The organism is Nocardia sp. NBC_00403 (genome assembly GCF_036046055.1).
GTDB lineage: Bacteria > Actinomycetota > Actinomycetes > Mycobacteriales > Mycobacteriaceae > Nocardia.
This window is the reverse complement of sequence record NZ_CP107939.1, coordinates 7,832,935-7,859,644: the sequence shown is the minus strand read 5'-3', so window position 1 is coordinate 7,859,644 and position 26,710 is coordinate 7,832,935. Positions and strand designations below refer to the sequence as shown.

At 65.7% G+C, this 26,710-nt stretch carries 22 protein-coding genes and 1 tRNA gene; 13 read left to right on the top strand and 10 right to left on the bottom strand.

What is annotated here, in order from left to right; all coding sequences use genetic code 11:
* Window positions 1-218 precede the first annotated feature (218 nt).
* From OHQ90_RS35305 to OHQ90_RS35295, 3 genes are all read right to left on the bottom strand, one after another.
* A complete protein-coding gene (locus OHQ90_RS35305) occupies window positions 219-782 on the bottom strand; it encodes a hypothetical protein (protein ID WP_328405048.1) in 564 nt (187 codons plus the stop codon).
* Window positions 783-957: 175 nt separating this feature from the next.
* Window positions 958-2,616, bottom strand: coding sequence for an acyl-CoA synthetase (locus tag OHQ90_RS35300; RefSeq protein ID WP_328405046.1), 1,659 nt, complete (start codon window positions 2,614-2,616; stop codon window positions 958-960).
* 232 nt (window positions 2,617-2,848) lie between these two features.
* Window positions 2,849-4,474, bottom strand: coding sequence for an acyl-CoA synthetase (locus tag OHQ90_RS35295; RefSeq protein WP_328405044.1), 1,626 nt, complete (start codon window positions 4,472-4,474; stop codon window positions 2,849-2,851).
* 198 nt (window positions 4,475-4,672) lie between these two features.
* Here OHQ90_RS35295 and OHQ90_RS35290 point away from each other — a divergent pair, with 198 nt between their 5' ends.
* Entirely contained in the window at window positions 4,673-5,344 is a 672-nt protein-coding gene (locus tag OHQ90_RS35290; RefSeq protein ID WP_328405042.1) for a hypothetical protein, read from the top strand.
* A gap of 148 nt (window positions 5,345-5,492) precedes the next feature.
* On the opposite strand, the gene OHQ90_RS35285 is transcribed toward OHQ90_RS35290, so the two are convergent.
* The 3 genes from OHQ90_RS35285 to OHQ90_RS35275 form a co-directional block, all read right to left on the bottom strand.
* Window positions 5,493-5,990, bottom strand: coding sequence for an ArsR/SmtB family transcription factor (locus OHQ90_RS35285; RefSeq protein ID WP_328405040.1), 498 nt, complete (start codon window positions 5,988-5,990; stop codon window positions 5,493-5,495).
* Between the two features lie 143 nt (window positions 5,991-6,133).
* On the bottom strand, window positions 6,134-6,769 hold the full coding sequence (locus OHQ90_RS35280; RefSeq protein ID WP_328405038.1) for a hypothetical protein: 636 nt from the start codon (window positions 6,767-6,769) through the stop codon (window positions 6,134-6,136).
* A gap of 714 nt (window positions 6,770-7,483) precedes the next feature.
* Window positions 7,484-7,801 carry a hypothetical protein gene (locus OHQ90_RS35275; protein WP_328405036.1) on the bottom strand — a complete coding sequence of 106 codons (318 nt, stop codon included), beginning with the start codon at window positions 7,799-7,801 and terminating at the stop codon, window positions 7,484-7,486.
* Between the two features lie 156 nt (window positions 7,802-7,957).
* Between OHQ90_RS35275 and OHQ90_RS35270 the strand changes: the two genes are divergently transcribed.
* Window positions 7,958-8,034, top strand: a tRNA-Lys gene (locus tag OHQ90_RS35270).
* Window positions 8,035-8,858: 824 nt separating this feature from the next.
* Window positions 8,859-10,109: a lipase family protein gene (locus OHQ90_RS35265; RefSeq protein WP_328405034.1), complete on the top strand. Its 1,251-nt coding sequence runs from the start codon at window positions 8,859-8,861 to the stop codon at window positions 10,107-10,109.
* A 173-nt stretch (window positions 10,110-10,282) separates the two neighbouring features.
* Here the strand turns inward: OHQ90_RS35265 and OHQ90_RS35260 are convergent, their stop codons facing one another.
* Both OHQ90_RS35260 and OHQ90_RS35255 read right to left on the bottom strand, forming a co-directional pair.
* Entirely contained in the window at window positions 10,283-11,512 is a 1,230-nt protein-coding gene (locus tag OHQ90_RS35260) for an acyl-CoA dehydrogenase family protein (RefSeq protein ID WP_328405032.1), read from the bottom strand.
* A gap of 34 nt (window positions 11,513-11,546) precedes the next feature.
* Window positions 11,547-12,941 (bottom strand): acyl-CoA dehydrogenase family protein, encoded by a 1,395-nt coding sequence (locus OHQ90_RS35255; protein WP_412001317.1) that lies wholly within the window; start codon window positions 12,939-12,941, stop codon window positions 11,547-11,549.
* A 129-nt stretch (window positions 12,942-13,070) separates the two neighbouring features.
* Between OHQ90_RS35255 and OHQ90_RS35250 the strand changes: the two genes are divergently transcribed.
* Window positions 13,071-14,615 (top strand): glycosyltransferase family 39 protein, encoded by a 1,545-nt coding sequence (locus OHQ90_RS35250; RefSeq protein WP_328405028.1) that lies wholly within the window; start codon window positions 13,071-13,073, stop codon window positions 14,613-14,615.
* Between the two features lie 43 nt (window positions 14,616-14,658).
* On the top strand, window positions 14,659-15,177 hold the full coding sequence (locus tag OHQ90_RS35245; protein ID WP_328405026.1) for a GNAT family N-acetyltransferase: 519 nt from the start codon (window positions 14,659-14,661) through the stop codon (window positions 15,175-15,177).
* A gap of 8 nt (window positions 15,178-15,185) precedes the next feature.
* Here the strand turns inward: OHQ90_RS35245 and hisN are convergent, their stop codons facing one another.
* Complete coding sequence (gene hisN / locus OHQ90_RS35240; RefSeq protein WP_328405024.1) at window positions 15,186-15,968, bottom strand: histidinol-phosphatase; 783 nt, start codon at window positions 15,966-15,968, stop codon at window positions 15,186-15,188.
* A gap of 102 nt (window positions 15,969-16,070) precedes the next feature.
* On the bottom strand, window positions 16,071-16,661 hold the full coding sequence (locus OHQ90_RS35235) for an NADPH-dependent FMN reductase (RefSeq protein ID WP_328405022.1): 591 nt from the start codon (window positions 16,659-16,661) through the stop codon (window positions 16,071-16,073).
* Window positions 16,662-16,812: 151 nt separating this feature from the next.
* Between OHQ90_RS35235 and OHQ90_RS35230 the strand changes: the two genes are divergently transcribed.
* The 8 genes from OHQ90_RS35230 to OHQ90_RS35195 all read left to right on the top strand — a co-directional run bounded on the left by OHQ90_RS35230 (window position 16,813) and on the right by OHQ90_RS35195 (window position 26,694).
* The gene (locus OHQ90_RS35230) at window positions 16,813-17,670 is read left to right on the top strand and encodes a helix-turn-helix transcriptional regulator (protein ID WP_328405020.1); all 858 of its coding nucleotides are present in this window, start codon (window positions 16,813-16,815) and stop codon (window positions 17,668-17,670) included.
* A gap of 175 nt (window positions 17,671-17,845) precedes the next feature.
* Entirely contained in the window at window positions 17,846-18,961 is a 1,116-nt protein-coding gene (gene prfB / locus OHQ90_RS35225; protein ID WP_328405018.1) for a peptide chain release factor 2, read from the top strand.
* Complete coding sequence (locus tag OHQ90_RS35220) at window positions 18,962-19,825, top strand: mechanosensitive ion channel family protein (RefSeq protein ID WP_328405016.1); 864 nt, start codon at window positions 18,962-18,964, stop codon at window positions 19,823-19,825.
* Window positions 19,826-20,055: 230 nt separating this feature from the next.
* Window positions 20,056-20,745: a cell division ATP-binding protein FtsE gene (ftsE, locus tag OHQ90_RS35215; RefSeq protein WP_328405014.1), complete on the top strand. Its 690-nt coding sequence runs from the start codon at window positions 20,056-20,058 to the stop codon at window positions 20,743-20,745.
* A complete protein-coding gene (ftsX, locus tag OHQ90_RS35210) occupies window positions 20,745-21,650 on the top strand; it encodes a permease-like cell division protein FtsX (RefSeq protein WP_328405012.1) in 906 nt (301 codons plus the stop codon). The genes ftsE and ftsX overlap by 1 nt, the downstream gene beginning before the upstream one ends.
* A gap of 257 nt (window positions 21,651-21,907) precedes the next feature.
* Window positions 21,908-23,755, top strand: a complete 1,848-nt coding sequence (gene recQ, locus OHQ90_RS35205) for a DNA helicase RecQ (RefSeq protein ID WP_328405010.1) — start codon at window positions 21,908-21,910, stop codon at window positions 23,753-23,755.
* A 234-nt stretch (window positions 23,756-23,989) separates the two neighbouring features.
* Window positions 23,990-25,477 carry an alkaline phosphatase gene (phoA, locus tag OHQ90_RS35200; RefSeq protein ID WP_328405008.1) on the top strand — a complete coding sequence of 496 codons (1,488 nt, stop codon included), beginning with the start codon at window positions 23,990-23,992 and terminating at the stop codon, window positions 25,475-25,477.
* A 119-nt stretch (window positions 25,478-25,596) separates the two neighbouring features.
* Window positions 25,597-26,694: a metallophosphoesterase gene (locus OHQ90_RS35195; protein WP_328405006.1), complete on the top strand. Its 1,098-nt coding sequence runs from the start codon at window positions 25,597-25,599 to the stop codon at window positions 26,692-26,694.
* The last annotated feature ends 16 nt before the right edge of the window (window positions 26,695-26,710 follow it).

Here is a 26,710-nt window from a genome sequence, read left to right as displayed (position 1 = left end):
CTCGTCAGAAGTCGGCTGCCGACGGCGATGGTCGATGGCTTCGCACCGGCGGCGGGTGTGCACCTGCGCCGAATGACCGTCCAAGGCCGATGTTTTCGGCGTGCGCGACGACTATGCGAAGCCACGACGGGAGGACATCGGCCCGCAGCTGGAAGTTTGCCGAGGCGGCAGCGGCGACGCACGAGCAACGCGGCTCGTGCACCGAGTGAAGGAGTTGGTCAGAGACGAACCGCGAGTGGGGGACCGCGGGTCCGTAGCGATTCGGCGGCGAAGACCCGCAGAATGACACGGTCGCGATGGGTCCCGCGCAGCTGCGCGGGACCGTTGATCGCAGGTGGGTGGTGGCGCATCGGCAGCACGCGCGTCAGCACGGCGCAGCCGATCAGATAGGCGGCCTCGGCGCCGCGGATCACGATGGCGGCCAGCGCAGCGGCGATGGCATGCGCGGTGAACATGGCGGGGGTGAGCTGCGCATCGCCGTGATGCATATGCCCCGAACTCCAGCCCATGGAGAGATGGCCGAGCAGCTGACCTGCGACGAGTGCCGCGACAAGACCGGTCGAGGTGTCACGCAGCAGCGGGAGGCCGGCCACCAGCGCGCCGATCACCGCGGCGGCGGCGGCCAGCAGCGCCAACGTGGTGCCATCCGGCGTCATTCCGCCGGATGCCCACCCGTGTGCCGCAACCGAAACGGCCCCCGAGATCGATCCGGCCGCAGCGCCGCGCAACCGCGCGACAGCACTGCGTTTCCCCGCAACGGCGCGGCCGGACTCGATACTCACCCGCTGATGATAACTGACAGGTAACGTGCCGGATCTCGAGATAGTCGACACCCGAAATCTCACGGAATCCGCAGCTTCCATCTGGAAATAATTGTGCCCCTATCGGATTTCCCGCACACCGAACACAGACGGTTCAGGTGCAGGAAATCAGCCGAGGCCCATGGGCGATGGTCACCTACCCGCCGTCGACCACCATCTCGATGAGCGGCTTGCGCAGCAGCTTGCCGGTGGCGTTGCGGGGCAACTCGTCGAGGAAGATCACCTCGCGCGGCACCTTGTAGCGGGCCAGGTTCACCTTGACGAAGTCCTTGATTTCCTGGGCGTCGCGCTTCGATTCCGGACCCGGAACAACGAACGCGCGCAACCGCTTTCCGAATTCTCGGTCGTCGACACCGACCACGGCGGCCTCGAAAATGTCCTCGCGGCCCGCGATGAGGTTCTCGACCTCGAGCGGGAAGACGTTCTCGCCGCCGGAGACGATCATGTCGTCGTCACGACCATCGATGTAGAGCAGGCCGTCGGCGTCGAAGTGCCCGACATCGCCGCTGGACATCATGCCGTCCACGATCTCTTTGGTGCGGCCGTCGGTGTAGCCGGTGAAGGCGAAGCCGTTGTCCACGAAGATGGTGCCGGTGACGTTCGGCTCGGTGATCGGCTTGCGGTTCTCGTCGAGCAGCACGATGCGGATGCCGACCGGCGCCTTGCCCGCGGTGGTCGGAGCCTTGCGCAGATCTTCTGGGGTCGCGACCGTCATGACGGCGCATTCGGTGGAGCCGTAGAGGTTGTAGAGGCTGTCGCCGAAGTAGTCGAGCGTGCGAGTGACAACATCCGGAGCGATCGCCGAGCCCGCCGCGAAGATCACCTTGATGGTGCTCGGGTCGTACTTCGCCAGCACGTCGTCGCCGAGATCGAGGATGCGCTGCAGCATGGTCGGAACCACGACCAGCGAATCCGCCCGGTACCGCGTGATATTCGCGAGCGTCTGCTCCGGGTCGAACCGGCGCTGCTGGAAGATCACCCGATTGCCGAGGGCCAGACCGATGGTGAACTGCGAGAGCCCGGTGCCGTGGAAGATCGGCGCCGCCATGATCATGGTGCCGTTGTTGGGCAGCGGGACCCGGTCGACGAACTGAGCCGAGGCGAACGGGCTCACCCGGTCGCGCGGCGCACCCTTGGGGGTGCCGGTGGTGCCACTGGTCAGGATGACCATGCCGCCCGGCTTGGCGGGGGCGGGCAGCGGTTCGGTGGAGCGACCCGCGATCAGAGCTTCGATAGTGGGGATCGACGGATCGGCGTTGTCCTTCTCGTCGACCCAGGTGAGCACTCGGGGGATCTCGGCGGGGATGGCGCTCATCAGGTCGAGGAATTCGCTGTCGTGCAGTACCGCTTTGACGTTCTCGCGCTCGGAGACGTCGGCGAACTGCGGTTTCGCGAAGCCGGTGTTCATCAGGACCGTGCGGACACCGAGCTTGCCCGTGGCGAGCAGGCTCAGTACCATGCCGCGATGGTCGCGTGCCAACAATGCGACCACGTCGCCGGGCTCGATACCCTGCGACTCCAGGCCGCGCGCCAGTGCGCTCGACTGCTCGTTCAGCTGACCGAAGGTCATCTCGCCACGTTCGTCGACGATGGCGGCTGCGCTCGGTCGGGTCTGGGCCGCGTGCATCACGACACCGGCGAACGGGCCGAACTTGAGCACGTTGAACGCTGATCGCGCTGCGTGATCGGGCCGGAGCGGATTGAACAGGTGCCGCTTGACCATGACATTCACGCCCTGGGCGAAATCGCCCGCCTTTCGGACGGAGCCATTCAACGCGGGCAGGGATAGAGACATTCGACAACGCCTTCCGCGGTCCGCCCCACCGGGACCGGGGGTGGTGTGGACCGCAACTTCGAGATCCAGTGCTGCCGCTAACAATAGCAAGCGACTGTGACTCGGTGTGTCATGTATCTCAATCCGAGGATTGGGCCAGCTCATACAGCCTTCCGGGGCAGTGCTGATCAGGTTGCGGCGCAGCAGCCTTCCCAGCACTGACACGTCGGCGCGATCGCGCCCGCCCGAATGCTCAGGTCTGTACCTCGTACTCGACGAGCACGCGGCGCAGCAGCTTGCCGGTGGGGTTGCGGGGCAGATCGTCGAGGAACACCACTTCGCGCGGCACTTTGTACCTGGCGAGATTGTTCTTCACGTAGGTCTTGATTTCCTCGCCGTCCGGAGTTCGACCGGGTTCCGGAACGACGAAGGCACGCAACCGCTTACCGAACTCGACATCGTCGACGCCGACGACCGCGGCATCGAAGACATCGGGACGCTCCAGCAGCAGGTTCTCGACCTCCTGCGGGAAGACGTTCTCGCCGCCGGAGACGATCATGTCGTCATCACGGCCGTCGACCATCAGCAGCCCGTGCTCGTCGAAATGGCCGACATCGCCACTGGACATATAGCCATCGATGATCTGCTTGTGACGACCATCGGTGTAACCCTCGAAAGGCGCACCGCTGCGGATGAAGATGCGGGCGGTCTTGTTGATCCCGGTGACCTGCTTGTCGTTGTCGTCGTAGAGCCGCACCTCGCAGGTGATCGGCGCCCGGCCGACCGTGCCGGGCGCGAGCGCCAGATCCTCCGGGTTGGCGACGGTGGCGACCGCGCATTCGGTCGAGCCGTACAGGTTGTAGAGGACGGGCCCGAATACCTGCGTGGCCTTGACGCACAGCTCCGGCGAGAGCGCCGAGCCTGCCAACAGGATGCACTTCAGCGAGGACGTGTCGTATTCGGCGCGGATCTCGGGGGGCAGCTCGGTCATCCGGTGCAGCATGGTCGGCACCGCCACCAGCATTTCGGCCTTGTGGTCGGCGATCATCTTCAGCGTCGCTTCGGCGTCGAACCGGCGCCGCACCACCACCTTGTTGGTCATCGCCGAGGCGACCAGGTAGGTGCCGAGGCCGGTGCTGTGGAAAATCGGCGACACGATGACCTGGGTTCCCCTGACCGGGAACGGGATTCGATCGACCATCTGGGCGGTGGCCAGCGGGGTCACCTTGCTGCGTGGTGCACCCTTCGGCAGGCCGGTGGTGCCGCTGGTGAGGATGACGAAGCCGCCGGGCTTGCTCGGCGCGGGCAGCGGTTCGGTCGAGTTGGCTGCGATGAGATCGTCGAGCGTCTGCGCGCCGTCCGGCAGCGTGGTGCCTTCATCGACCCAGGTGAGGTAGCGCGGCAGGTCGGTGGGCAGCGCGTCGAGCAGGCCGAGGAACTCACTGTCGTGCAGCACCGCCTTGACCTTCTCGCGTTCACAGACCTCGGCGAACTGCGGCTTGGCGAAACCGGTGTTCATCAGCGCGACCCGAACGCCGAGCTTGCCCGCGGCGGCCATGGCAAGGATCAGGCCGCGATGGTCGCGAGCGAGGACGCCGATCACCGAGCCCTCGATCAGGCCGGCGGGCTGCAGCCCGCGCGCGATGGCGGTCGACTGCTCGTCGAGTTCGCGGTAGCTCAGCTCGCCGCGCTCGTCCACCAGCCCGGGCGCATTCGGTGCGATGCGCGCAGAGTGCCGTATCAATGTCGCCTGTGGGCCGTATATCTGGGACTCTTTCATTGTCCGCAGTGCCTCGCCCGGCCTGCGCGGATCGCTGACTCCGCGGGCCCGCAGCACTCCCATCGCCTTGATTGTTTCCAAGGCATGCGCCAACTTCATCCGTCGAACACCTCCACCAACAAACTCGCGTCGGTTCTCGACCTAGCGATATCGAACGGGCGTATATGCCAGCCCACCGTATCAGCGGTAGTGGGATGGATCACACAATGTCGATAAACCGACATCCGATGGTCCAACTATGGCGTGAGCCACCGTTCACAACACGCCGTCGCACGGCGGGCCGTTAAGGTTCGAGGCATGCGTATCGCGGCCGTCACGGCCATCGTTCTGCTATCGGCCGGTTGTGCTGCGGAAACGAATCATCGGTCGGCTGCCGCCCCGAGCTCCGCCGGCGTCGCGTCGGTCGGGCCGTCGGCATCGTCGACACGGTCGGCTCCGACCAGCGGCGCGTCGGTGGCGGATCTGGAGTCGTGGACCCGGGCGGGTAGTGCGGCCGATCCGGTGGGGTACCGCACCGCACGCCTGGGCAGTGGCGCGGTGACCGACCTGAAGAGCGACCGCGCCTTCACCAGTCCCTCGGGAAAGATCAGCTGTATCACCGATTATGAGCACGGTGATCGGGGCGTCGTATGCCTCGTCGAGTTGAAGAATCCGCCCGCCGAACCCCACGACGGCATCGGCAACTGGAAGGGTGGCTGGATCCGCTACACCGGCGGCAAGCTGACCGTCGGCGCATTCCGGGGCGATCCGGGTCCGTTCGTGCAGGGGCGCGGTCCCGAATTACCCTACGGCAGTGCGCTGTCCATTCGCGACTTCACCTGTCGCATGGACGCCAGCGGCCTCACCTGTGTGAACCCAGAGGCGGGCTCGGGCGTGCAGATGAGCGATGCAGGCGTCATCCCGTTCGGGTGTCTGAAGCAGCAGGTGGTGACCCCGAACGACAACGCGGGCGTGCTGTTCGGCTGTTAGCGGCGGCCGGCGCCGACTCGTGTGTGGTCGGATCCGCATCGGCAACCCGAAGCGCAGTCCGGGCGCGGTCCGATGTCCGGCAGCAGAAAGCGTGGTGTTGCCGGCCGCGACTTCTCTTATCCCGTAAGTGATTTGATCGCGGAACGCGTCAGCGCCGCGCGCTGGCCAGCGCGACCAGCAGCGGTACGACCCGGCCCTCCGGCACTTCGAAACTCCCACGGCCGGCGGTGTGTAGCCAGCCGACGGCGGCCAACTGCCGCAGATGGTGATACACCTGACCAGAGGTTCCGACCCCTTCGAGCCCGACGAGTTCGGCCGCGGTCCTGCGGCCACCCATCACCTCACGCAGCAGCCGCAGTCGTACCGGACTGCCGAGGGCGGCCAGACATTCGGCTGCCTCGGACCAGTCGTCCTCGATGATCTCACCGGTGGTAAACCGTGCCTGCCACCCGTAATGCTCATCGGTAGGTAGCCGCACCGACCCGGCGAACAACACCCCGCCGTTGGGCTCGTCGGCGTCGGAGAAATCCTCCTGCAGCCGTTGCACCGCCCACTTATCCGACGATGCGTCCGCGCCCCGGCTGCCGCCTGCCTCCAACGCGCTGAGCCGTCGCTCCAGCTCCGCAACCCGTTCCTCTAGACCCACGCCCCAAAATTACGGAACTACGTAATGCCGGACAAGAGGACACCTCTGCGCCCTGGCCGTGTGTTTCGGCAGGTTGTAACAGGCGAGAGCCGATACGAGTCCAGGACGGACTCGCATCGGCTCTCGAGTGTGGGTTGGGACGCTCAGTTGTAGACGGCGCCGAAGGATGGCGTGGAGATAGTGCCGAGCTGGTACTGGTATCCGTCGGGGTTCGCCTCGCTGACCGGGACCGGCCAGCGGTGCCACAGGGTTCCGTACACCGCGGCCACGATCATGCCGCCGCCGGTGTTGATGGCTCGGGTGCGAATGGTGGTGTCCACGGGGGCATTGTTGTGCTCGGTGAGCAACTCGGTGCCGCTACGGCCATTGGACAGGTTGACCCAGGTCGCCTGGAGCCTGGCTCCGCTCTGGTCCGGCGCGATCATGCCTGGGCCGCCGAAGAATCCGAGCCGGAATCCGTCGATGCCGAGCGCGAGGCCGGTGCCGTATGCGCCGGGGCCGCCACCACGGCCGATATCGGATTGCGCCGGCATCTGGAACGGCTGTGCGGGCAATGCCACCTGCTCGGCAGTGGTGACCTGGCCGCCGGAGGCCATCAGCCGATCCACGGCCTGCTCGGCCGCCGGATCGCCCGCGGCCGCGGAACGCAGTTTCTGAACCGCCGTATTCCAGTCGACCTGCACCGGATCGGCGGCGGCCTGCCCTGCGAATACGACAGCGACTGCGGTCGTTGCCGCGAGTGCGGCGGTGAAGCGACGTATCAAACCCAACTTTTGCATAACCAGTCTCCTTGAGGGGTCTTGGTACAGCTCGGTGGAAATTCGTCCGCTGAATTCTTCGGACTCAACACGCAGCGTTACGTTAGTCAAACCCGTGCGTGTGCAGCAACGTAACGGATTGCGCTGTCGAACGGCCGCACCGGGTGGGCATGTCCCTCGGAAAATCCGGAAGAATTCGGCTGTCGCGGGAGTGGGGATCGTCGAAAGCTGAGGTCTTTCGTCCGCGCATGCATTGGCGCGGTAGTACGGGAGTTCCATGGCTACAGGCGATTTCAGCTACGTCAATGCGTCAGGTGACGACTTCACCCTCTGCGATCCGCCGAGTGGCGAAAGGTTCATGCTTGTCGGTGGGGCATGCACGTGCTCACTCAAACGAACGCCAGCGCGACGCTGGGCAGTGCAGCCGGCCGCGCGGGCTCCCAGCTGGTGGTATACCCGGGCGCATCCGGAAGTTTCGGCGGTGCCGTCGTCCCAGATCTGGTGATCTTCGACTAGCGCGACACCCGGCGCTCGCCACCGTGCGTTGGCGCACAATAGAAACCGGTGCGAGTCATTGTCGACCCGCACCGGTTTCGGTTGCGGCACTTACTACTTCAGCTCGGCGCTGGTTTGCCGAGGACCCGGTGCGCCACGATGAGCTGCTGGATCTGCTCGGGTGTCTTCGAAGATGTCGAGGATCTTGCAGCAGGTTTCAGGCCGCAATGCCCCGACGGTTCAGGCGCAGACGCGGTTGAGTTCGTTCGTGGCGGGGTCCAGGTCGGTGATGTTGTCATCGACCAAGGCGTTGGCATAGCCGGTGATAGCAGCCTTTTCTTCGCCAACGGCCAGGGCGGCCAGGCCCGACAGCCTGTCGGACAAAGCTTGCTGGGTGGCATCGTCCAGGGTGTCGCCGCTGATGGCAATCGCGGCGTTGATCAGCTCGATGGCTTTGGCGCAGCTGGGGGACTTCGCATGTGCGGGCGCGGCGGGCAGGACCTGTAGGGCGGCGGCCGCCGTCGCGGTCAGCAGAACAGCGGAGAAGAGCTTGATCATGACGTCCTCGAGTAGCTTCCAACAGAAGGTCCGCGACTCACCTGAGCGGACCTCTCGATCTCACACCGTACCTGGTCACCGTTCGATACAGGCAACGAGGTTCTCGGACGAATCCGCGTTCTGGCCGCCGATAAGACCCGCATACCAACCACTTCGGCGGTCACAAGGTGTGCGGTCGGCAGCTGACTTTTAATCAGCGGGTTCGGGGTTCGAGTCCCCGAATTCTGACCGCCTCTAACCTCTGTTTCGACCGTGCCGAGTGCTGCCGAAGGTTCGTGCGGGGATCGGAAGTGGAATCCGGTGCCGCGCTTGCGGAGGTCGGAGATGATCCGAGGCTGTCACGCCGAGAGCGCAGCGTCACAGGTGGCGCTCGGTGGTGTGTCGGCTGCCGGGTTGAGAGTTCGGAGAAGTTTCAAGGAACACCGGGATTGCCCCGATGAACACCAGCGCAGCGACCAACATGTGTACGCCAACAAGGATATTCGGCAACTCGGTCACCGACTGGGCGATTCCCGCTCCCATCTGTGCTGTCAGACGATGAGCTCCTGGATCTGCTGGGTGCCTTCGAAGATATCCAGGACCTTCCAGGCGAATTGCGTTGTCCTGGTGAAAGATTGCGAAAATGCGCGTTGAGCTGTGCGAAGGGTTCTTTGTAGTTCTCGCCCGTTCCGGCCGCTGCTGGGCCTCGCACGGCCTCGGCGGAATTCGGCAACAACTGTCGATACGCATGGGTCGAGGCGTTGCAGGGCCATCCGAACGCACGGTAATGGCGCATTCTGCGCGTTCTCACTAGTAGTAGCCGATTATCACAAGTTCATGAATGAACGGGCTCTTAAATCCCCCGTTTGCGCGCTTTCATGTCGTAACTTGATGAATCGTGAAGCATCTGTTGACTGCGGCCATGATGGTCCTGGGTCTTTCGATCACAATGGGGCAGATACCTGTCCGGGCGGAGGCGGATCCGCCGGAATCTTCGGTGTCGGTTGACCCGTCCGTTGGTGTACAGGAGGGTCCGAACCCGCTGCAGCAGTGGATCGATTCCCATCTTCCCGCGCCGATGAAGATGCTACCGCGAGCGTCGCGGCCCCTTGCGGCGCCGAGTGATCTGCCGCAGGAACTGATCGCGCTTTGGGATGCTGTGCAGTCCGCGCCGACCGGTGACCCACTGTTCGACACCTGGCCGGCGGATCTCGCCCGTTATGCGCCCGGCGACATTCTGGAATGGCGGGATGTGACGGCGTCGGCCACGCCGACGATGCTTCTCCTGAACCTCACCGCCATTTCCCACGCCACTCTCCTGAAATTCCGCACCACCAACTCCGCCGGTGAGCCCTCCATCGGCACCGCGACGCTGGTCCTTCCCCCCAAGGCGTGGACCGGGCCCGGCAACCAGCCCGTCTTGGTGAACGCGCAAGCCATCAACGCGCTCAACAAGCGCTGCACCCCCGGTTACGTGCTCTCCCACGGCATGGAAGTCCCGACCGGCAACGATTTCACACCGTCGCCGACCGCCTGGGCGATCGAGCACGGCTACGCGCTGATTATCCCCGACCACGAGGGCCCCCTGATGGCCTACTCGGAGCCGGCCGTGGCCGGATACAACCTGCTCGACTCCATCCGCGCGGTCCGCAATTTCGCCCCGGATCAGTTCGGCGAGAGCCGTTTCGCCTCGACCGGTTACTCCGGCGGTGCCGTCGCTTCCCATGCCGCGGCCATGCTGGTACAGGAATACGCACCGGAACTGCTCCCGTATTTCGCCGGCGCGAGTTTCGGCGGATTGGTCACCGACTATCGCCGGTTCGCCCACGCCTTCGATGGTTCCTACATCTCCGCGTTCCTGCTCACCACCGTGCTCGCGCTCGGCAGGGAGCACCCAGAAATCCTCGGCCTCATGAACCATGCGGCGCAATGGGTGGCGACGTCCCCCATCAAAGATATCTGCAGCGGTAGTTTCGGTGCACTCGGGATAATGCCCATCCCGATCGACACGATGGCCACAATCGATAAGGCGCTCGACAGCGAATCGGCCGAGGCTATCTTCCAACATCTGAGTATGAACGGCCGGAAATCGGGAGTGCCGCTGTTCATTTACCACGGTATCAACGATCCTTGGATTCCCGTGCCGGAGGCCGAGCAGTTGTGGCGCGAGCAATGTGCTCTGGGGGTGGCGGCGACGAAGAATATCGTCGGCGGTGAACATCTGGCAGCCTATGTCAGCTCCTATGGCGCGACCATGGATTGGCTTGATCAACGATTGCGCGGTGTGCCCGCGACCGGAACATGTGCCGCGACACCCGGCGGACGGTGATCTGCCGTCCATCGCGGCGTGGTCCACCGGTCGCGGCGCAGAGACCTGCGCCTCGTAACCGATCTCGGATCCCGTCGACCGACGTCACAGTTCGCCGGTGACCGACGTCGCCAGACAGAAAACCGGTGCCTGCCCCACAGTGGACCGACACCGGTTTTCTGCTGTGCGACTTGCTATTTCAGCTCGGCGCTGGTCTTGCCGAGGACCCGGCGCGCCACGATGAGCTGCTGGATCTGCTGGGTGCCTTCGAAGATATCCAGGATCTTCGAGTCGCGGCCCCACTTTTCGAGCAGGGTGCGCTGGGAGTAGCCGATGGCGCCTGCGAGTTCGACGGCCTTCAAGGTCACGTCGGTGCCGGTACGGCCCGCTTTGGCCTTGGACATGGAGGCTTCCAGGGAGTTCGGCTTCTTGTTGTCGGCCATCCACGCGGCGCGCAGCGACAACAGGTAGGCGGACTCATAATCGGCTTCCATGCGCAGGAATTCGGCGGCTGCGGCGTGCTGATTGTTGGCCGGGGTGTCGTAGGAGATCTCGACACCGGCATCGGTCAGGATCGCGCGCAGCTCCTCGAGGGCGGCGCGGGCGACACCGACGGCCATGGCGGCAACGAGCGGGCGGGTGTTGTCGAAGGTCTGCATGACCCCGGCAAAGCCCTTCTCCACGTTGACTTCCGGGCTGCCGAGGATGTTGTCCTTCGGAATCCGGCAGTCCTGTAGCAGGAGCACGGCGGTGTCGGACGCCTTGATGCCGAGCTTGTGCTCGAGCCTGGCCACCGAAAGGCCGGGGGCCTCACGCGGCACGACGAACGACTTGATCGCGGCGCGGCCGAGGCTACGGTCGACCGACGCCCACACCACGATGTGGGTGGAGCGCTGGCCCGCGGTCACGAAAATCTTCTCGCCGTTGAGAACCCACTCGTCGCCGTCGAGAACGGCGGTGGTGGTGACGGCGGCCGAGTCCGAGCCGAAAGACGGCTCGGTAATGGCCATCGAGGCCCACACTTTGCCGAAACGCTTCAGCTGCTCGTCGGTGGCGACGGCCGCGATGGCTGCGTTTCCCAGACCCTGGTAAGGGATCGAGAGCATGAGGCCGACGTCGCCCCAGGAGGTCTCCAGGGCGTTCAGCAGTGCGGACATATTGCCGCCGTTGCTGTTTCCGAGCAACTCGGTGGCGTGGCTGTCGGACTCGCTGTCATGCGAACGGCCACCGGCCGCGCCGCCGATCTTCTGGGTGCCGGAGTCGGCAAGGCCCTCGACCATGGCGGCCATGGCGTCCAGCTCGACCGGGTAGTCGTGTTCGCCGAGGTCGTACTTGCGCGAGATCGGACGGAAGATTTCCGAGGCGACCTGGTGGGCCTGGTTGGCGCTGGCCCGCAGCTTCTTGGGGAGTTCGAGATTGATCATGGAATGTCTCCTGGAAGGTAAGGAACCAGCCGGTTTAGATGAGCACGACACCTTCGGCGACGCCGATGGCCCGCAGATCGCGGTACCAGCGCTCGACCGGGTGTTCCTTCGTGAAGCCGTGGCCACCGAGCAGCTGCACGCCATCGAGACCGATCTGCATGCCCTTGTCGGTGGCCAGCTTTCTCGCCAGCGCCGCTTCGCGCGCGAACGACAGGCCCTGCTCCGCGCGTGACGCACCCCGCAGGGTCACGAGCCGAAGGCCGTCGAGTTCGATGGCGATGTTGGCGACCATGAAGGCGACCGCCTGGCGGTGGCTGATCGGCTCGCCGAACGCCTCACGCTCGTTCACGTACGGAATCACGTAGTCCAGCACCGCCTGGCCGGTGCCGATGGCCAGCGAGGCCCAGCCGAGGCGGGCGAGACGTACTGCGTCCGCGTACTCTTCGGCGCGCTGAACGGCATCGCTGTCGCCGAGGATGGCGTCGGTGCCGACCGCGACATTGTCGAGGATCAGGCGGCCGAGGCCCGCGGCACGCAGACCCATGCTCGGGTCGGCCTCGACGACCAGGCCCTGGGTGTCGGACGGCACGATGAACAGGGCGGGCCGACCGTCCAGCTCAGCGGCGACGAGGAACAGCTCGGCATCCGCGGCGGCGGGCACCAGGCTCTTCACACCGTTGAGGCGGTAGCCGCTGGGGGAGCGAGTCGCCTTGGTCTGCAATGCGAACGGATCGAACAGGGCCCGCGGCTCGCTGATCACGACGGCGGCCTGCGGAACGTTCTCGCCGGTGAAGGCGGGCAGGTAGGTCTGCTGCTGAGCGTCGGTGCCCCACTGGGAGAGGGCAACCGCGACACCGCTCGGCGCGAGGATCGGCAGGGCGAGGCCCATGTCACCGTGCGCGAGAGCCTCGGCGACCAGCGAGTTGGTGACCGCGCCACGCTCGGCGGCCGCGCCCTCGAGCTCCTCGGGCACGTTGATGAGGGTGATGCCGAGTTCGGCGGCCCGCTCGAGCAGGTCGCGCGGGGCCTTCGCGGCGCCGTCGGCTTCGTAGGCGGCCGGGCGCAGGATCTCGGCGGCGAATTCCTTCACCGTCTCGACGATCATCTGCTGCTCGTCGCTGGGGGTGAGGTCGAAGAAATCCTTGTTCTTCGACTCGTTGTCCGCCAGCCGCTTCGGTGTGCCGTTGCCCGCGACCTTGGCGAACGCGCGGGTGGCCGCGCCGAGGGTGCGGAAGCCGGTCTTGGTGCCTTCATAGGTGACTCGCTCGATCGGCTTGCGCAGGTTGTACTTCTCGGCGAGCTCCGACCCGGTGAAGGTCGTCATGATCCGCATGGCCGTGCCCATCCAGTCCCGCTTGGGATGGTTCAGGCCAACAGCGGACGTGTCTGGACGTCGCGTCGTTGCGCTGTCTCGAGTGCTCATCATCACCTGTTTTCTCGGGTGGGTGGGGTGAGGTCTTATCCCAGCTATCTTACTCCAGAGTAAGGCTATCTTACTCCAGAGTAAGAACCCCGTCGAGGTGCAGCTTACGCCGCCGATCTGTGTCAGGCTGGACGAGTGCCCATCGTCGCGGTGCGACAGGTGCCCGCTGTCGCGATGCGGCAGCTGACCATCGTCGCGGGACTGTTCGCTGCTCTACTCATCGCGTTCGCCGCGCGCTACGGGTATCACCGCGACGAGCTCTACTTTCTGGCCGTGGGCAGGCGCCTCGATTGGGGATACCCGGATCAGCCGCCGCTGACGCCGCTGCTCGCTCGCACGATGTCGGCAATCGATCCCGATTCGTTACTGCTGCTGCGCCTTCCGTCGATCGTGGTCGCCACGTTCATCGTGGTCTGCGCGGGTCTGATGGCACGCGAATTCCGCGGCGGGCGCGGTGCGCAGGCCCTCGCGTCGGCGTCGGTGGCCGCCGCGGCGCTGGTGATGGGTGTCGGGCACCTGCTCACCACTACGTCGCTCGATATGGCCGTGTGGTCGTCGATATGCCTGCTGGTGCTGAAACTGCTGCGTGATCCCGCGGGCGACGGGGTGACCGACAGCGCGGCCGACCGGGTCGGCAACGCTCGAGGGCGGCGCGGTGCCGACCCGAGATGGTGGCTCCTGATCGGGCTCGTAATCGGGGTCGGGCTCCAGAACAAACTGCTGGTGATCTTCCCCGTCGGTGCGCTCGTGCTGGCGCTGGTTCTGGTCGGACCACGAAAGATCTTCGCTACCAAGTTCTTTCCTGTGGCGGTCGGTATCGCCGCGCTGATCTGGCTGCCCTACCTGTGGTGGCAGGCCGAGAACGGCTGGCCGCAATGGGAAATGGGCCGGGCGATCGCCGGCGGCTCCTCGGGCACCTCGGATTCGCCCGCGGCGTTCGTGCTGCTGCAATTCGGTCTGATGGGGCCATTGTTGGTGCCGCTGTGGATATTCGGGCTGTGGCGGCTGTGGCGTGCGGTCCGCTACCGAGCTTTCGCGGTCGGGTACGCGCTGATGTTCGTTGTGTTCGTGGCCACCGGCGGCAAGGCCTACTACATGGGCGGGATGTATCCGATTCTGCTTGCTGCCGCCGCGGTGCCGGTCGCGGCATGGCTGGGCCTTCGACGAATGCGTTGGGCGGCAGTGGGTTCGGCACTCGCGGTGAATGCTCTCGTCTCGGCAGTATTGTTCCTGCCGGTGTTGCCGATTTCGGCGCTGCCGAACTCGCCGGTGCTCGCAGTCAACTACGACGCGGGCGAGACCATCGGCTGGCCGGAATTCGTGCACCAGGTCGCCGACGCGCGCGCCGGACTCGGAGCCGATGTCGCTGTGCTCACCGCCGACTCCGGTGCGGCGGGCGCCATCGAGCGTTTCGGCGGGCAATACGGACTGCCGACACCGCACAGCGGGCACAACGCCTACTGGTGGTGGGGCCCGCCGGGTGCTGCCGCTGCTGTGGTGATCGCCGTCGGCATCGAACGTGATCAGTTGGTTCGCTACTTTCGCGACATCGAACCGGCGGGTCGAATCGACAATGGCTTCGACATCGACAACGACGAGCAGGGCCGACCGATCTTCCGTTGCCGCGAGCCGCGCGCGGCCTGGCCGGAGCTATGGCCGCAGCTGAAGCATCTCGGCTGACCCCGGCTCGTCAATGATCCTGAAAAACACCGAAGGAGAGCACGTGCCCGAAGCTGCCCCCATGGTCGTGGCGACTCCCGCTGACGCATCCGACATCGCGCACCTACGCGATCGCCTCGCCGAATGGATGGTCGGCAACGGTATCGCGCAATGGTTGCCCGGCGAGTACCCCGCCGCGGTGGTGGCCGAAGAGGCGACCCGGGGTGAATGGTTCGTGTGGCGCGATACCCCGACCGAATTGGCCGCCGCGGTCCGGATCGTCTGGCGGGATCCGGACTTCTGGGGCGCGGACGACGCCGACGCCGGATACATCCACGGGCTCATGGTCGCCCCGGAGTATCGCGGTCGCGATCTCGGCTCCCGCATCATCCGATTCTGCGCCGAATACACCCTGGCCCAGGGTGTTACGGTGCAACGACTCGATGCCGCCGCGGACAACCCGGTGCTGCGCGAGTATTACGCCGCACAGGGTTTCCGCGAGGTGCGGGAAACACAGCTGCCGCCACAGTTCCACGGCACCGCCCGTGTGGTCCTCATGCAGAAGCGGCTCACGCCGAACTGAGCCGAGAATCAGTCGGCGCCGAGGCGGGCAAGCACCTCATCGTGCAGCAGACCGTTGGTGGCGATGGCGTCGCCGCCGTGCGGGCCGGGCGCGCCGTGCAGTGAGGTGAAGCGGCCGCCCGCCTCGCGCACCAGGATGTCGAGGGCGGCGAGATCCCACAGCGAGACCTCGGGCTCGGTGGCGATGTCCACCGCGCCCTCGGCGAGCAGGCAGTAGGTGAGGAAGTCGCCGTAGCCGCGGACGCGCCAGACGTCGTCGGTGAGGGCAAGGAAGTGCTCGCGTAGACCGCGTTCGCGCCAACCCGACAGACTGGAGAACGCCAGGCTCGCCGAGCTCAGCTCGGCCACCGCGGACACCGAAATCGCCTTCGGCGCTTGCTGATCGAAGGTGGACCAGGCGCCGGCCCCCGCCGCTGCCCACCACCTGCGGGTCAGCGCAGGAGCGCTCACCACGCCGACAACGGGCACCCCGTCTTCGAGCAATGCGATCAGCGTCGCCCAGATCGGCACCCGGCGCACGAAATTCTTGGTGCCGTCGATGGGGTCGATCACCCACTGCCGTCCAGTGAACTCCGCGTCCCCGCCGAATTCCTCGCCGAGCACCGAATCGCCGGGGCGCTCCTGCCCGAGCACCTGCCGGATCGCCTTCTCTACCGCCAGATCGGCGTCGGAGACCGGCGTCAGATCGGGTTTCGAATCAACCTTCAGATCCAGCGCACCGAAGCGCGCCCGAGTAATCGCGTCGGCCTCATCGGCCAGCCGCAGGGCAAGTTCGAGATCGGAAGAATCCACCCCCGAACCCTAGCCACCCGCCGATCGGCTCGGTGAGTGGCACGTGCGGCAAACGTCGAGTCGGTCCCACCGCGATGTGCCACTCGCATTCGAGGTCGGCGGTTACGCGGCGACGGTGGCGGCGCGTGCGGCGGTGAGGGCGGTCGCCCACCAGTGGAGTTGGTCGAGCATGGCTTGGGCGGCTGCCGCAGGTTCTTCGGGGGCGAGGAGGCGGCCTTCGGCGTCGAAGAGGAGGTAGTAGCGGGGGAAAGAGACGTAGTTGCGGACGGTGTGGGCGTTGAGTTCGTTGAACACCTGGCGGAGGCCTTCGATGGCGAGCAGGCCGCCGCTGGCGCCGCTGTAGCCGACGAAGCCGATCGTCTTGCTGTCCCACTGGGTGAAGTGCCAGTCGATGGCGGCCTTGATCGAGGCGGGGAAGCTGCGGTTGTAGTCGGGGGTGACGATGACGAAGGCATCGGCTGCGGTCAGTCGTCGGGTGAGGTCGGTCATACCGGCCGGGCGCGGTGGGTTCGGGTCGAGCGCGGGGGAGACCGCGGGCAGCGCCAGCGGCAGTTCGAAATCCGCCAGGTCGATCACGTCGACCTCGAATCCGCCGTGCCGCTCGGCATGTTCGGTGAACCACGAGGTCACCACGGGGGCAAAGCGTCCTTCGCGCACGCTTGCGACGATTACCGCGAGCTTCAGTGTGGACATGCCGTTCTCCTTCGTAGGAACCATCGCCACGACCAGGTTCGGTCGTCGCATGTCCTAATCTGCTGCCCGCCGCGGTTGCCAGGAAGACCGCGCGGAGAGTGGTAGTGGCAGGGTCACCCTCGCGACGGCCGACGCTTGTACCGTTCGAAGGGTGAGCGACAACGAGTTGGGACTTTTCCTGCGCAGCCGGCGCGAGGCGGTCACCCCGGCCCAGGTCGGACTGCCGACCGGTGCTCGACGCCGGACCCCAGGACTGCGTCGCGCCGAGCTGGCCACCCTCGCCGGGGTGAGTGTCGAATACATCACCCGCCTCGAGCAGGGGCGCGATCGTCGTCCCTCGCCACCGGTGCTCGGCGCGCTTGCCGACGCAATGCACCTCGCGCCGAGTGAGCGCGTTCACCTGTACCGGCTGACCAAGGCCGCCGATGCCGGATTCAGTTGCATGGGCACCGCACAGCCGCCGCGTGAAGTGCGCCCCACGGTCCGTGCCGTCCTCGACCGCTTGGAGCCCGCGCCCGCGGTCGTGGTCAATCGACTGCGCGAACCGCTCGCCTGGACCGAAGGCTATGAACGTCTCATGGCGCCGACCGGGCTGCTCGACGACGAGGGCTGGGCGAATCTCGCGCTGTTCGTGTTCACTGATCGGCGCGCCCGCACCGTGTACCCGGATTGGGACCACATCGCCGACGAGGTGGTTGCCGCGCTCAAGCAGGGCCCGTTCCGCGCCGATCCGCACATTGCCGCACTGGCCGATGAACTCACTGTCGCCGCAGGCGCGGAGTTCACCCGACGGGTGGAGTCTGTGCCCGGTCTTGCCGCCGCCACGGGCATCACCCGCCTCGTGCATCCCGACGCGGGCAACCTGCGGCTGTCCTACGAGACCCTGGAACTGTCTGCCGACGACGACCAGCAATTGATCGTCTACCTGCCCGCCGACGACTCCACCGCGCACGCCCTCGATGCGCTCGCGGGCCGCCGCCCCGGCGGTCTGCGCGCGGTATCGAGCTGATTGCGCTACTCGGCGACGCTACTGGTCCCGCGCGCGATGACCGATCGCGTGAGTACGCGGTCACCACGAACCCGGGTGTGCGCCGACGGGCAGGCCCGCCGCGCCGAAGCCCTGTCGCGCTCAGTGGTGCGCTGGGTTTAGGGGCAGGCGGAGCAGCACAGTAGGCTAGGACATCGTGCATCCTGACGTCTCCGCTGATCTCGCCGAACTCGACGCCACCCTCAAGACGGTCGAGTCGGTCCTCGACATCGAGGAGCTGCGTCGCCGTATCGACGAACTGGAACATCAGGCCGCCGACCCGGACCTGTGGAACGACCAGGATCACGCGCAGCAGGTCACCAGTGAGCTGTCGCACGCGCAGAGCGAACTGCGCCGGGTCGAGGAACTGCGCCAGCGGCTGGAAGATCTGCCCGTGCTCTACGAGCTGGCCGAGGGCGAGGAAGGCGAGGCGCAGGTTTCCGCGCTGGCCGACGCCGACGCCGAACGTGCCGCGCTGCACGGTGACGTGGAGGCCATGGAGGTTCGCACGCTGCTGTCGGGCGAGTACGACAAGCGCGACGCACTGGTCAACATCCGATCGGGTGCGGGCGGCGTCGACGCCGCGGACTGGGCCGAGATGCTGATGCGCATGTACATCCGCTGGGCGGACCGGCACAAGTTCTCGGTCGAGGTGTACGACACCTCCTACGCCGAAGAAGCGGGCATCAAGAGCGCCACCTTCGCGGTGAAGTCACCGTATGCCTACGGCACCCTCTCGGTGGAGATGGGCACACACCGGCTCGTGCGCATCAGCCCGTTCGACAACCAGGGCCGGCGCCAGACCTCCTTCGCCGAGGTCGAGGTGCTGCCGGTCGTCGAAACCACCGACCACATCGAGATCCCCGACACCGAGATCAGGGTGGACGTGTACCGCTCGTCGGGTCCCGGCGGCCAGAGCGTCAACACCACCGACTCCGCAGTCCGGCTGACACACATCCCGACCGGCATCGTCGTCACCTGCCAGAACGAGAAATCCCAACTGCAGAACAAGATTTCGGCGATGCGCGTGCTGCAGGCCAAGCTGCTGGAACGCAAGCGCCAGGAGGAACGCGCCCAGATGGACGCGCTGAAGACGAACGAGGGCGCGTCCTGGGGCAACCAGATGCGCTCCTACGTGCTGCACCCGTACCAGATGGTCAAGGATCTGCGGACCAACTACGAAGTCAATAATCCGTCCGCTGTGCTCGACGGTGACATCGATGGTTTCATCGAATCCGGAATCCGCTGGCGAATGCGAGAGCAGGCAAGCTAAATGAATGTCGCGGGGATCCAGGCATTCGCCTCGTCCACCGATTTCACGACCTGGCTGCGTTCCTCGGGCCTGGAGATCGTGCTCTACCTCCTCGGCGCAGTCCTGTTCAGCCGGTTCGCGACCTTCATCAGAGATCGGATCACGCGCAAGATCGACGCCGGATTCCGCAGCAGCGATGCGCTGGTGCGGACCGAAGCGGCCAAACATCGGCACGCGCTGGCGCAGGTGGTCACCTGGGTCGTACTGACCATCGTGTATGTGCTGGTCGGCATCGAGGTGCTGCGGCGCATGGGGTTCGAGGTGACCGGACTCGTCGCGCCCGCCGCCGTGCTCGGTGCCGCACTCGGTTTCGGCGCGCAGCGCATCGTGCAGGACATTCTCGCCGGGTTCTTCCTGATCACCGAGCGTCAGTACGGGTTCGGTGACGTGGTTCGCATCGCGGTGACTGGATCCGCAGAGCAGGCCGAGGGTACGGTCGAGGATGTCACGCTGCGGATCACCACGCTGCGTAACGCGGACGGTGAAGTGATCACCGTGCCCAACGGCCAGATCGTGAAAGTGACGAATCTGTCGAAGGATTGGGCCCGCGCCGCGATCGACGTGCCGGTGGCCGCGAGCGTCGACATCACCAGGGTCAACGAGATCCTGCACGCGGTCGGTACACAGGCGTACGAAGATAGTCGACTGCGGCCGCTACTACTCGACGAGCCCAGCGTGATGGGTGTCGAAGACCTGACGGTCGACCAGATGAACATCCGAATGGTTGCCCGCACGTTGCCGGGTAAACAATTCGAAGTCGGTCGCGAACTGCGGGTGCGAGTAGCCGCGGCGTTGCGCCGGGAGGGAATCAGTGAGACCTCGTAGATCCACGGCGATCCTGATGGCAACCTGGGTCGTCACATTCGTGCTGTATGTGTTCGTCAAGCCGGATAATCCCATTCCAGCCGGATCTAATCCCACTCTGAACATCGTTCCGGCAGGAGTGCTTCCGGCAGTACCCACCCGATGAGGCCGAGGCGCGGGCAGCGTCCGCACACCGTGGACGGTCCTCGGCCATGCAGTGGTCAGCCGGTTGCTGGTTACACTGGCTCCCCGTGATCACCATGCGGAACGTCACCAAGTCATACAAGACCTCGACGCGACCCGCGCTGGACAACATCACCGTCGATGTGGACAAGGGCGAATTCGTCTTCATCATCGGACCGTCCGGTTCCGGCAAGTCGACCTTCATGCGCCTGCTCCTCAAGGAGGAGGCGCCCACCTCCGGTGAGATACAGGTCGCCGACTTCCGGGTCGACCGGTTGCCGGGGCGGCGGGTGCCGAAGTTGCGCCAGCGCATCGGCTGCGTGTTCCAGGACTTCCGGCTGCTACAGCAGAAGACCGTCCAGCAGAATGTCGCGTTCGCGTTGGAGGTGATCGGCAAGCGCCAGCAGTTCATCGACCGCACGGTCCCCGAGGTGCTCGACATGGTCGGTCTCGGCGGTAAGGCCGATCGGCTGCCCAGCGAGCTGTCGGGTGGTGAGCAGCAGCGCGTGGCGATCGCCAGGGCGTTCGTGAACCATCCGCTCGTGCTGCTCGCCGACGAGCCGACCGGCAATCTCGATCCCGACACCAGCAGCGACATCATGCTGCTGCTGGAGCGGATCAACCGCACCGGCACGACGGTGGTGATGGCCACCCACGACAACCACATCGTCGATGCGATGCGCAGGCGGGTGGTCGAGCTCGATCGCGGGCGTCTGGTGCGCGATGACGCGACCGGTGTCTACGGGGTGGGCCGGTAATGCGCTTCGGATTCCTGTTCGGCGAGGTCATCACCGGCCTGCGCCGCAATGTCACGATGACCATCGCGATGATCCTCACCACCGCGGTGTCGCTCACCATGCTGGGCGGTGGTCTGCTCGCGGTGCGGATCGCCGACAAGACCGAGAACTACTTCATGGATCGGGTCGAGATACGGTTGTATCTCACCGACGATGTCTCGGCGAGTGACCTCGAGTGCTCCCAGGCGCCCTGCCAGTCGCTGATGTCGGAACTCAAGAAGACCGGCGGCGTGGTGTCGGTCCAGTTCGTCAACAGCACGGAAGCGATGAAGGAAGCCACCGAGGTGACCTTCAAGGGCCAGCCCGAGATGATCGACATGATCCAGGACACCCGGCTGCCCGCCTCGTTGCGGGTGAAGATGACCGATGCCGATCAGTACGAGCGGATCTTCCAGACGTACCATGCGCGGCCCGGTGTGCAGCAGGTCCTCAACGACAAGGAGATCGTCGACCGGCTGGTCAGCATCTTCGACGGGCTGCGCAACGCGGCATTCGGTTTGGCTCTTGTGATGGCGCTCGCGGCGCTGATGCTGATCGCGAATATGGTGCAGATCGCTGCGTTCACCCGCCGCGAGGAGGTGGGGATCATGCGGCTGGTCGGCGCGACGCGCTGGTACACACAGCTGCCGTTCCTGCTGGAGGCGGTCGTTGCGGCGGTCATCGGCTCGGTGCTCGCGATCCTCGGCCTGCTCATCGCGCGTCCCATGGTGGTCGATCGGGCGCTCGGGCAGCTGTTCGACAGCAATGTCTTTCCGCATGTCACCGGGGACGACATCGCGGTGGTCGCGCTGACCATCGCCCCGATCGGTGTGGTCTTCGCCGCTGTCACCGCCTACGCCACGCTGCGCTACTACGTCCGCGAATAGCGTCGTGACCTCCGTGCACGCCGGGATCTGTGGGGCAGAGTCCGCCCCTTGGGTTCCGGCGTTCCGCGGTTTGGCGGAGCCGACAGCGCGGATGACGAGATTCGTTGTGCACATGTGGAGTACCGGCAGTGTCACTCGCGTTCGGGCCCGGTGTGCGGCCTTCGCCGGCGGACGGCGCTCGTAGGATGGGCCGGGTGGAATCCCCCGATACTCTCGCGACCGGTCCTCTCGAGCGACCTGCAAGCAGTCGCCACGGCATGCCGACCGATGGTGATCCCGGTTCCGAATCCGGTGCGGCGCAACAGGTTCTACGACGGGTGTTCGGTTACGACCGATTCCGCGGTGATCAGCAGGACATCGTGGAGCATGTGGTCGGCGGTGGGGATGCGCTGGTCCTGATGCCGACCGGCGGCGGCAAGTCGCTGTGCTACCAGGTGCCTGCACTGGTGCGTCCTGGTGTCGGCGTGGTGGTGTCACCGCTGATTGCCTTGATGCAGGACCAAGTCGATGCGCTCAGTGCCCTCGGTGTGCGGGCCGGGTTCCTCAACTCCACCCAGTTCCCGGACGAGCGGCGGACGGTGGAAGCTCAATTCGTCGCGGGCGAGTTGGACATGTTGTATCTGGCGCCGGAACGCCTGCGGCTGGATTCGACCGTGAATCTGCTGGACCGAGGCAAGATAGCGCTGTTCGCCATCGACGAGGCGCACTGCGTCTCGCAGTGGGGTCACGACTTCCGACCGGATTATCTCGGCCTGTCGATGCTGCACGAACGCTGGCCGGAGGTGCCGCGCATCGCGCTGACCGCGACCGCCACCGACAAGACCCGCGACGAGATCATTCAGCGCCTCGAGCTCGGCTCCGCCAGGCGATTCGTCGCCAGCTTCGACCGGCCCAATATTCAGTACCGGATCGAGCCCAAGAACCGGCCGGAGCGCCAGCTGCTGGAGTTCATCAAGGCCGAGCACGCCGGGGATGCCGGCATCGTCTACTGCCTGTCGCGCAATTCGGTGGAGAAGACCGCGGCCTTCCTCAACGAGAATGGGATCAGCGCCGTCGCCTATCACGCTGGGCTGGACGCGCGCACTCGTGCGACGAACCAGTCGAGGTTCCTGCGTGAGGACGGACTCATCGTCGTCGCCACCATCGCCTTCGGCATGGGCATCGACAAACCCGACGTGCGGTTCGTCGCGCACCTGGATCTGCCGAAATCGGTCGAGGGCTACTACCAGGAGACCGGCCGCGCGGGTCGTGACGGGCTGCCGTCGACGGCATGGATGGTGTACGGCCTCAGTGATGTTGTGCAGCAACGCAAATTGATCGACGCCTCGGAGGGCGATGCCGCCCACCGCAGGCAGCTCCAATTACATCTGGACGCGATGCTCGCACTGTGTGAAACCGTGGAATGTCGCCGTACCCAGCTGCTGGCCTACTTCGGACAACCCGGTCAGGCGTGCGGCAATTGCGATACCTGCCTGACTCCGCCGGAGTCCTGGGACGGCACGGTGGCCGCGCAGAAGGTGTTGTCCACGGTGCTGCGGTTGAAACGCGAACGCGGCCAGAGCTTCGGTGCCGGCCACATCGTCGACATCCTGATCGGCAAGAAGAATCCCAAAGTGCTGCAGCATGATCACCACGAGCTGAAGGTTTTCGGGGTCGGCACGGAACTGCGTGACGTCGAATGGCGTGGGGTGGTGCGGCAATTGCTCGCCCAAGGTTTGCTGGCTGTGCACGGCGACTACGGCGTGCTGACGCTCACCGAAGCGAGCGATGGAGTGCTGTTCGACAGCAGGCAGGTGCTGCTGCGTCGGGAGCCGGAGCGCGCCACCCCGGCCCGCGCCGCCCGGTCGGCGAAAGCGGCCAAGACCCCGCCCGCCGATCTCGCGCCGGCGGATGCCGGCCTGTTCGAGAAGCTGCGTGAATGGCGTGCGGCGACCTCGAAGGAGCAGGGCGTGCCCGCCTACGTCGTCTTCCACGACGCCACGTTGCGTGAGATCGCAGGCCGGAAGCCGAAGAGCCTGACCGAGTTGGGCACGGTTGCCGGTGTCGGCGAGAACAAGCTTGCCAAGTATGGGGAACAGGTGCTGGAGGTCTTGGCAGCAGAGTGACATTCTGCACGTCATGACCATCTACGCATGGCGCGGGTTCCGCTCCTCGGATCACCTGAAAGTGGCTGTGCTGCTGAATATTTCGGATGCCGACCGCAATCGGCGCAGGTAGTCGCGGCGCTGAGTGGCCAACCGCTCGGTAACCGACTGATTGCCGATGGTGTCTCTTCGTTCCTGCGACATCACCGAGCTCGGCGCGTCCGAGCTATCTACGAACACGATGGAGTTTCGCTTATGCCCGCTGTCTGGTCGCCCTCCACGCCTCGTCGGCTCCGTGCCGGTGCTGTCATCGGTGCCGCCGTTCTCGTCGGGGTGCTGGCCGCCTGCGGGTCCTCCGAATCCACGAGCCGAGGCAACGGCGAGCTCATCACCCCTGCTGCCACCGGCGACCCGAGTCAGCACGGCGGCGCTCGTCGGACCACGGGAGACCGCACCGACGCGCTGCGCGCCGCACTCAACGGCAATCAGGCCAAGAACGTCATCCTGTTGATCGGTGACGGCATGGGCGATTCGGAAATCACGGTGGCGCGCAACGTAGCCGAGGGCGCGGGCGGCTACTTCAAGGGCATCGACGCGCTGCCGCTCACCGGTTCCTATACGCACTATTCCCTCGACAAGGCCACTGGAAAGCCGGACTACGCCACCGATTCCGCGGCGAGCGGCAGCGCCTGGGCGACCGGGACCAAGACGTACAACGGAGCCATCGGTGTCGACCTCCACGGCGCCGCACGGGCCAATCTGCTGGAGATCGCTAAGGCCAACGGCAAGGCCACCGGAAACGTGACCACCGCCGAGCTCCAGGACGCGACACCCGCTGTGCTCGGCGCGCACGTCACCTACCGCAGGTGCTATGGCCCCGAGGAAACGGCGCTGCAATGCCCGACCAACGCGCTCGAGCAGGGCGGCCTCGGCTCGATCAGTGAACAGCTGCTCAACACCCGCGCCGACATCACACTGGGCGGTGGCGCGAAGAGCTTCGAACAGAAGGCTGCTGCCGGCCAATGGCAGGGACAGACGCTGCACGATCAAGCCAAGGCGCGCGGCTACAACCTCGTCGCCGATCGCGCCGGTTTGGAGGCGGTGTCGAAGGCCGACCAGGACACACCGCTGCTCGGTCTGTTCGCCCCGGGCAATCTGCCGATCCGCTGGGACGGCGCGAAGGCCGTGCGCGACGGGCTGAACCTGCCCGCGCAGACCTGCCACCCGAATGCGAACCGGCCCGCCACTCAGCCCGATCTGGCCGGCATGACCCGCAAGGCGATCGACTTGCTGAAGGACCGCAAGGACGGCTTCTTCCTCCAGGTGGAGGGCGCCTCGATCGACAAGCAGGACCATGCCGCGAACCCGTGCGGGCAGGTCGGCGAGACCGTCGATCTGGACGAGGCGGTGCAGGCGGCTCTCGAATTCGCCGAGAACGACGGCAATACCCTGGTGATCGTCACCGCCGACCACGCGCAGGCCAGCCAAATCGTGCCGCTCGACACCAAGTCCGCCTCGTTGACCAGCAAGGTCTTCACCAAGGACGGCGCCGAGATCGGCATCTCCTACGGCAACGGTGAAGAAGGCAGTTCCCAGGAGCACACCGGTACCCAGGTGCGAGTCGCCGCCTACGGTCCGCGCGCCGCGAATGTTGTCGGGCTCACCGACCAGACCGACATGTTCTTCACCATCTCCGACGCGCTCGGTCTGGATCGGAACAAGCAGCCGGCCATCGGCAAATGACGCCTCGCGCGACCGCGGGATCCACTACTGGAATATCGATGCACCGAGTGCTGCGGGACCGCGTGCCCATCCTCCTTCGCCATAGGTGAGGATGGGCGCCGGGACATCTGGTGTCGATCATGAGTGGAGGACAGCGCGTGACGGGTGACAGCAGGATCGGGCGACGGGGCTTTCTAGCGGGCGCGGCGACCGCTGCGGCGGGTGCGTCGCTGGTGGGTCTTTCGCCCGCCGATGCCGTGCCGGTCGAGGCGGGCGTGTCCAAATTCGCTTTTCCTGCCGAGCGCACCGTGCGTGTGCTCGTCACCGGTGATGCGGGCACCGGCACCCGCAGCCAGTGGGCCGTCGCCGACGCCATGCGCGAACACCATCGCCGCCAACCGTTTTCGCTGGCGCTCGGCCTCGGCGACAACATCTACGAGAGCGGCCCCAACAGCGGTGTCGACGTCCAGTTCGCGGACAAGTTCGAGAACCCCAATGCCGGACTGGATTTCCCGTGGCTGATGGTGCTCGGCAACCACGACACCAGCTCGATCTTCGGCGGCGACGGCGGCTGGTTGCTGCGCGGCAACAACGAGGTCGAGTATCACGCGCACTCCGCACGCTGGTGGATGCCGAGCCGGTACTACTCGGTGCGGCTACCCGAAGAGAATCCGGTGGTCGAGTTCTTCGTCCTCGACATCAATCCGCTGGCCTCCTACATCCCGCCGCTGTTCGACCCGTATTGGACGGTCGACGGTCAGTTCATGAACGAGCAGCGCGCCTGGCTGGATCGCGCCATCACCGAGTCCCCTGCGAAGTGGAAGATCGCCTGCACCCACCAGCCCTACCTCAACAACGGTCCGCGCGGCGACGCCGGCCGCTATGAGGGGCTTGCGATCGAGCCGCTGAACGGCATCCACGCCAAGCGGTTCTTCGAGGACCATGTCGTCGGCAAGTGCCACTTCATTCTGTCCGGACACGACCACTCGCTGCAGGTGCTCGAGCCGACCTCGGAATCGAAGGGCACCCGGCAGATCATCTCCGGCGCCGCCGCCAAAACCGTTGGCGCGGAGCCGAAGCTGACTCCGGGTGGCACCCATCCTGTGCTGTTCGAGAACTATCACCAGCTCGGCTACATGGTCATGGAACTCACCGCGAGCACGGCCGACCTGAGGATTGTCACCGTCGACCTCGCAAATGGTGGAGCCGACGAGGCATTCGCCCGCCGTCTCGCCTGAGTTCCCATCGCATTGC

Excerpts from the sequence above, each read along its gene's own strand:
- OHQ90_RS35220 (WP_328405016.1), top strand. The coding sequence starts at position 18,962 with ATGAATGTCGCGGGGATCCAGGCATTCGCCTCGTCCACCGATTTCACG.
- OHQ90_RS35260 (WP_328405032.1), bottom strand. The coding sequence starts at position 11,512 with ATGATCAATCTCGAACTCCCCAAGAAGCTGCGGGCCAGCGCCAACCAG.
- OHQ90_RS35295 (WP_328405044.1), bottom strand. The coding sequence starts at position 4,474 with ATGAAGTTGGCGCATGCCTTGGAAACAATCAAGGCGATGGGAGTGCTG.
- OHQ90_RS35195 (WP_328405006.1), top strand. The coding sequence starts at position 25,597 with ATGAGTGGAGGACAGCGCGTGACGGGTGACAGCAGGATCGGGCGACGG.
- ftsX (WP_328405012.1), top strand. The coding sequence starts at position 20,745 with ATGCGCTTCGGATTCCTGTTCGGCGAGGTCATCACCGGCCTGCGCCGC.
- OHQ90_RS35280 (WP_328405038.1), bottom strand. The coding sequence starts at position 6,769 with ATGCAAAAGTTGGGTTTGATACGTCGCTTCACCGCCGCACTCGCGGCA.
- recQ (WP_328405010.1), top strand. The coding sequence starts at position 21,908 with ATGCCGACCGATGGTGATCCCGGTTCCGAATCCGGTGCGGCGCAACAG.
- OHQ90_RS35265 (WP_328405034.1), top strand. The coding sequence starts at position 8,859 with ATGAAGATGCTACCGCGAGCGTCGCGGCCCCTTGCGGCGCCGAGTGAT.
- OHQ90_RS35275 (WP_328405036.1), bottom strand. The coding sequence starts at position 7,801 with ATGATCAAGCTCTTCTCCGCTGTTCTGCTGACCGCGACGGCGGCCGCC.
- OHQ90_RS35290 (WP_328405042.1), top strand. The coding sequence starts at position 4,673 with ATGCGTATCGCGGCCGTCACGGCCATCGTTCTGCTATCGGCCGGTTGT.
- OHQ90_RS35300 (WP_328405046.1), bottom strand. The coding sequence starts at position 2,616 with ATGTCTCTATCCCTGCCCGCGTTGAATGGCTCCGTCCGAAAGGCGGGC.
- phoA (WP_328405008.1), top strand. The coding sequence starts at position 23,990 with ATGCCCGCTGTCTGGTCGCCCTCCACGCCTCGTCGGCTCCGTGCCGGT.
- OHQ90_RS35235 (WP_328405022.1), bottom strand. The coding sequence starts at position 16,661 with ATGTCCACACTGAAGCTCGCGGTAATCGTCGCAAGCGTGCGCGAAGGA.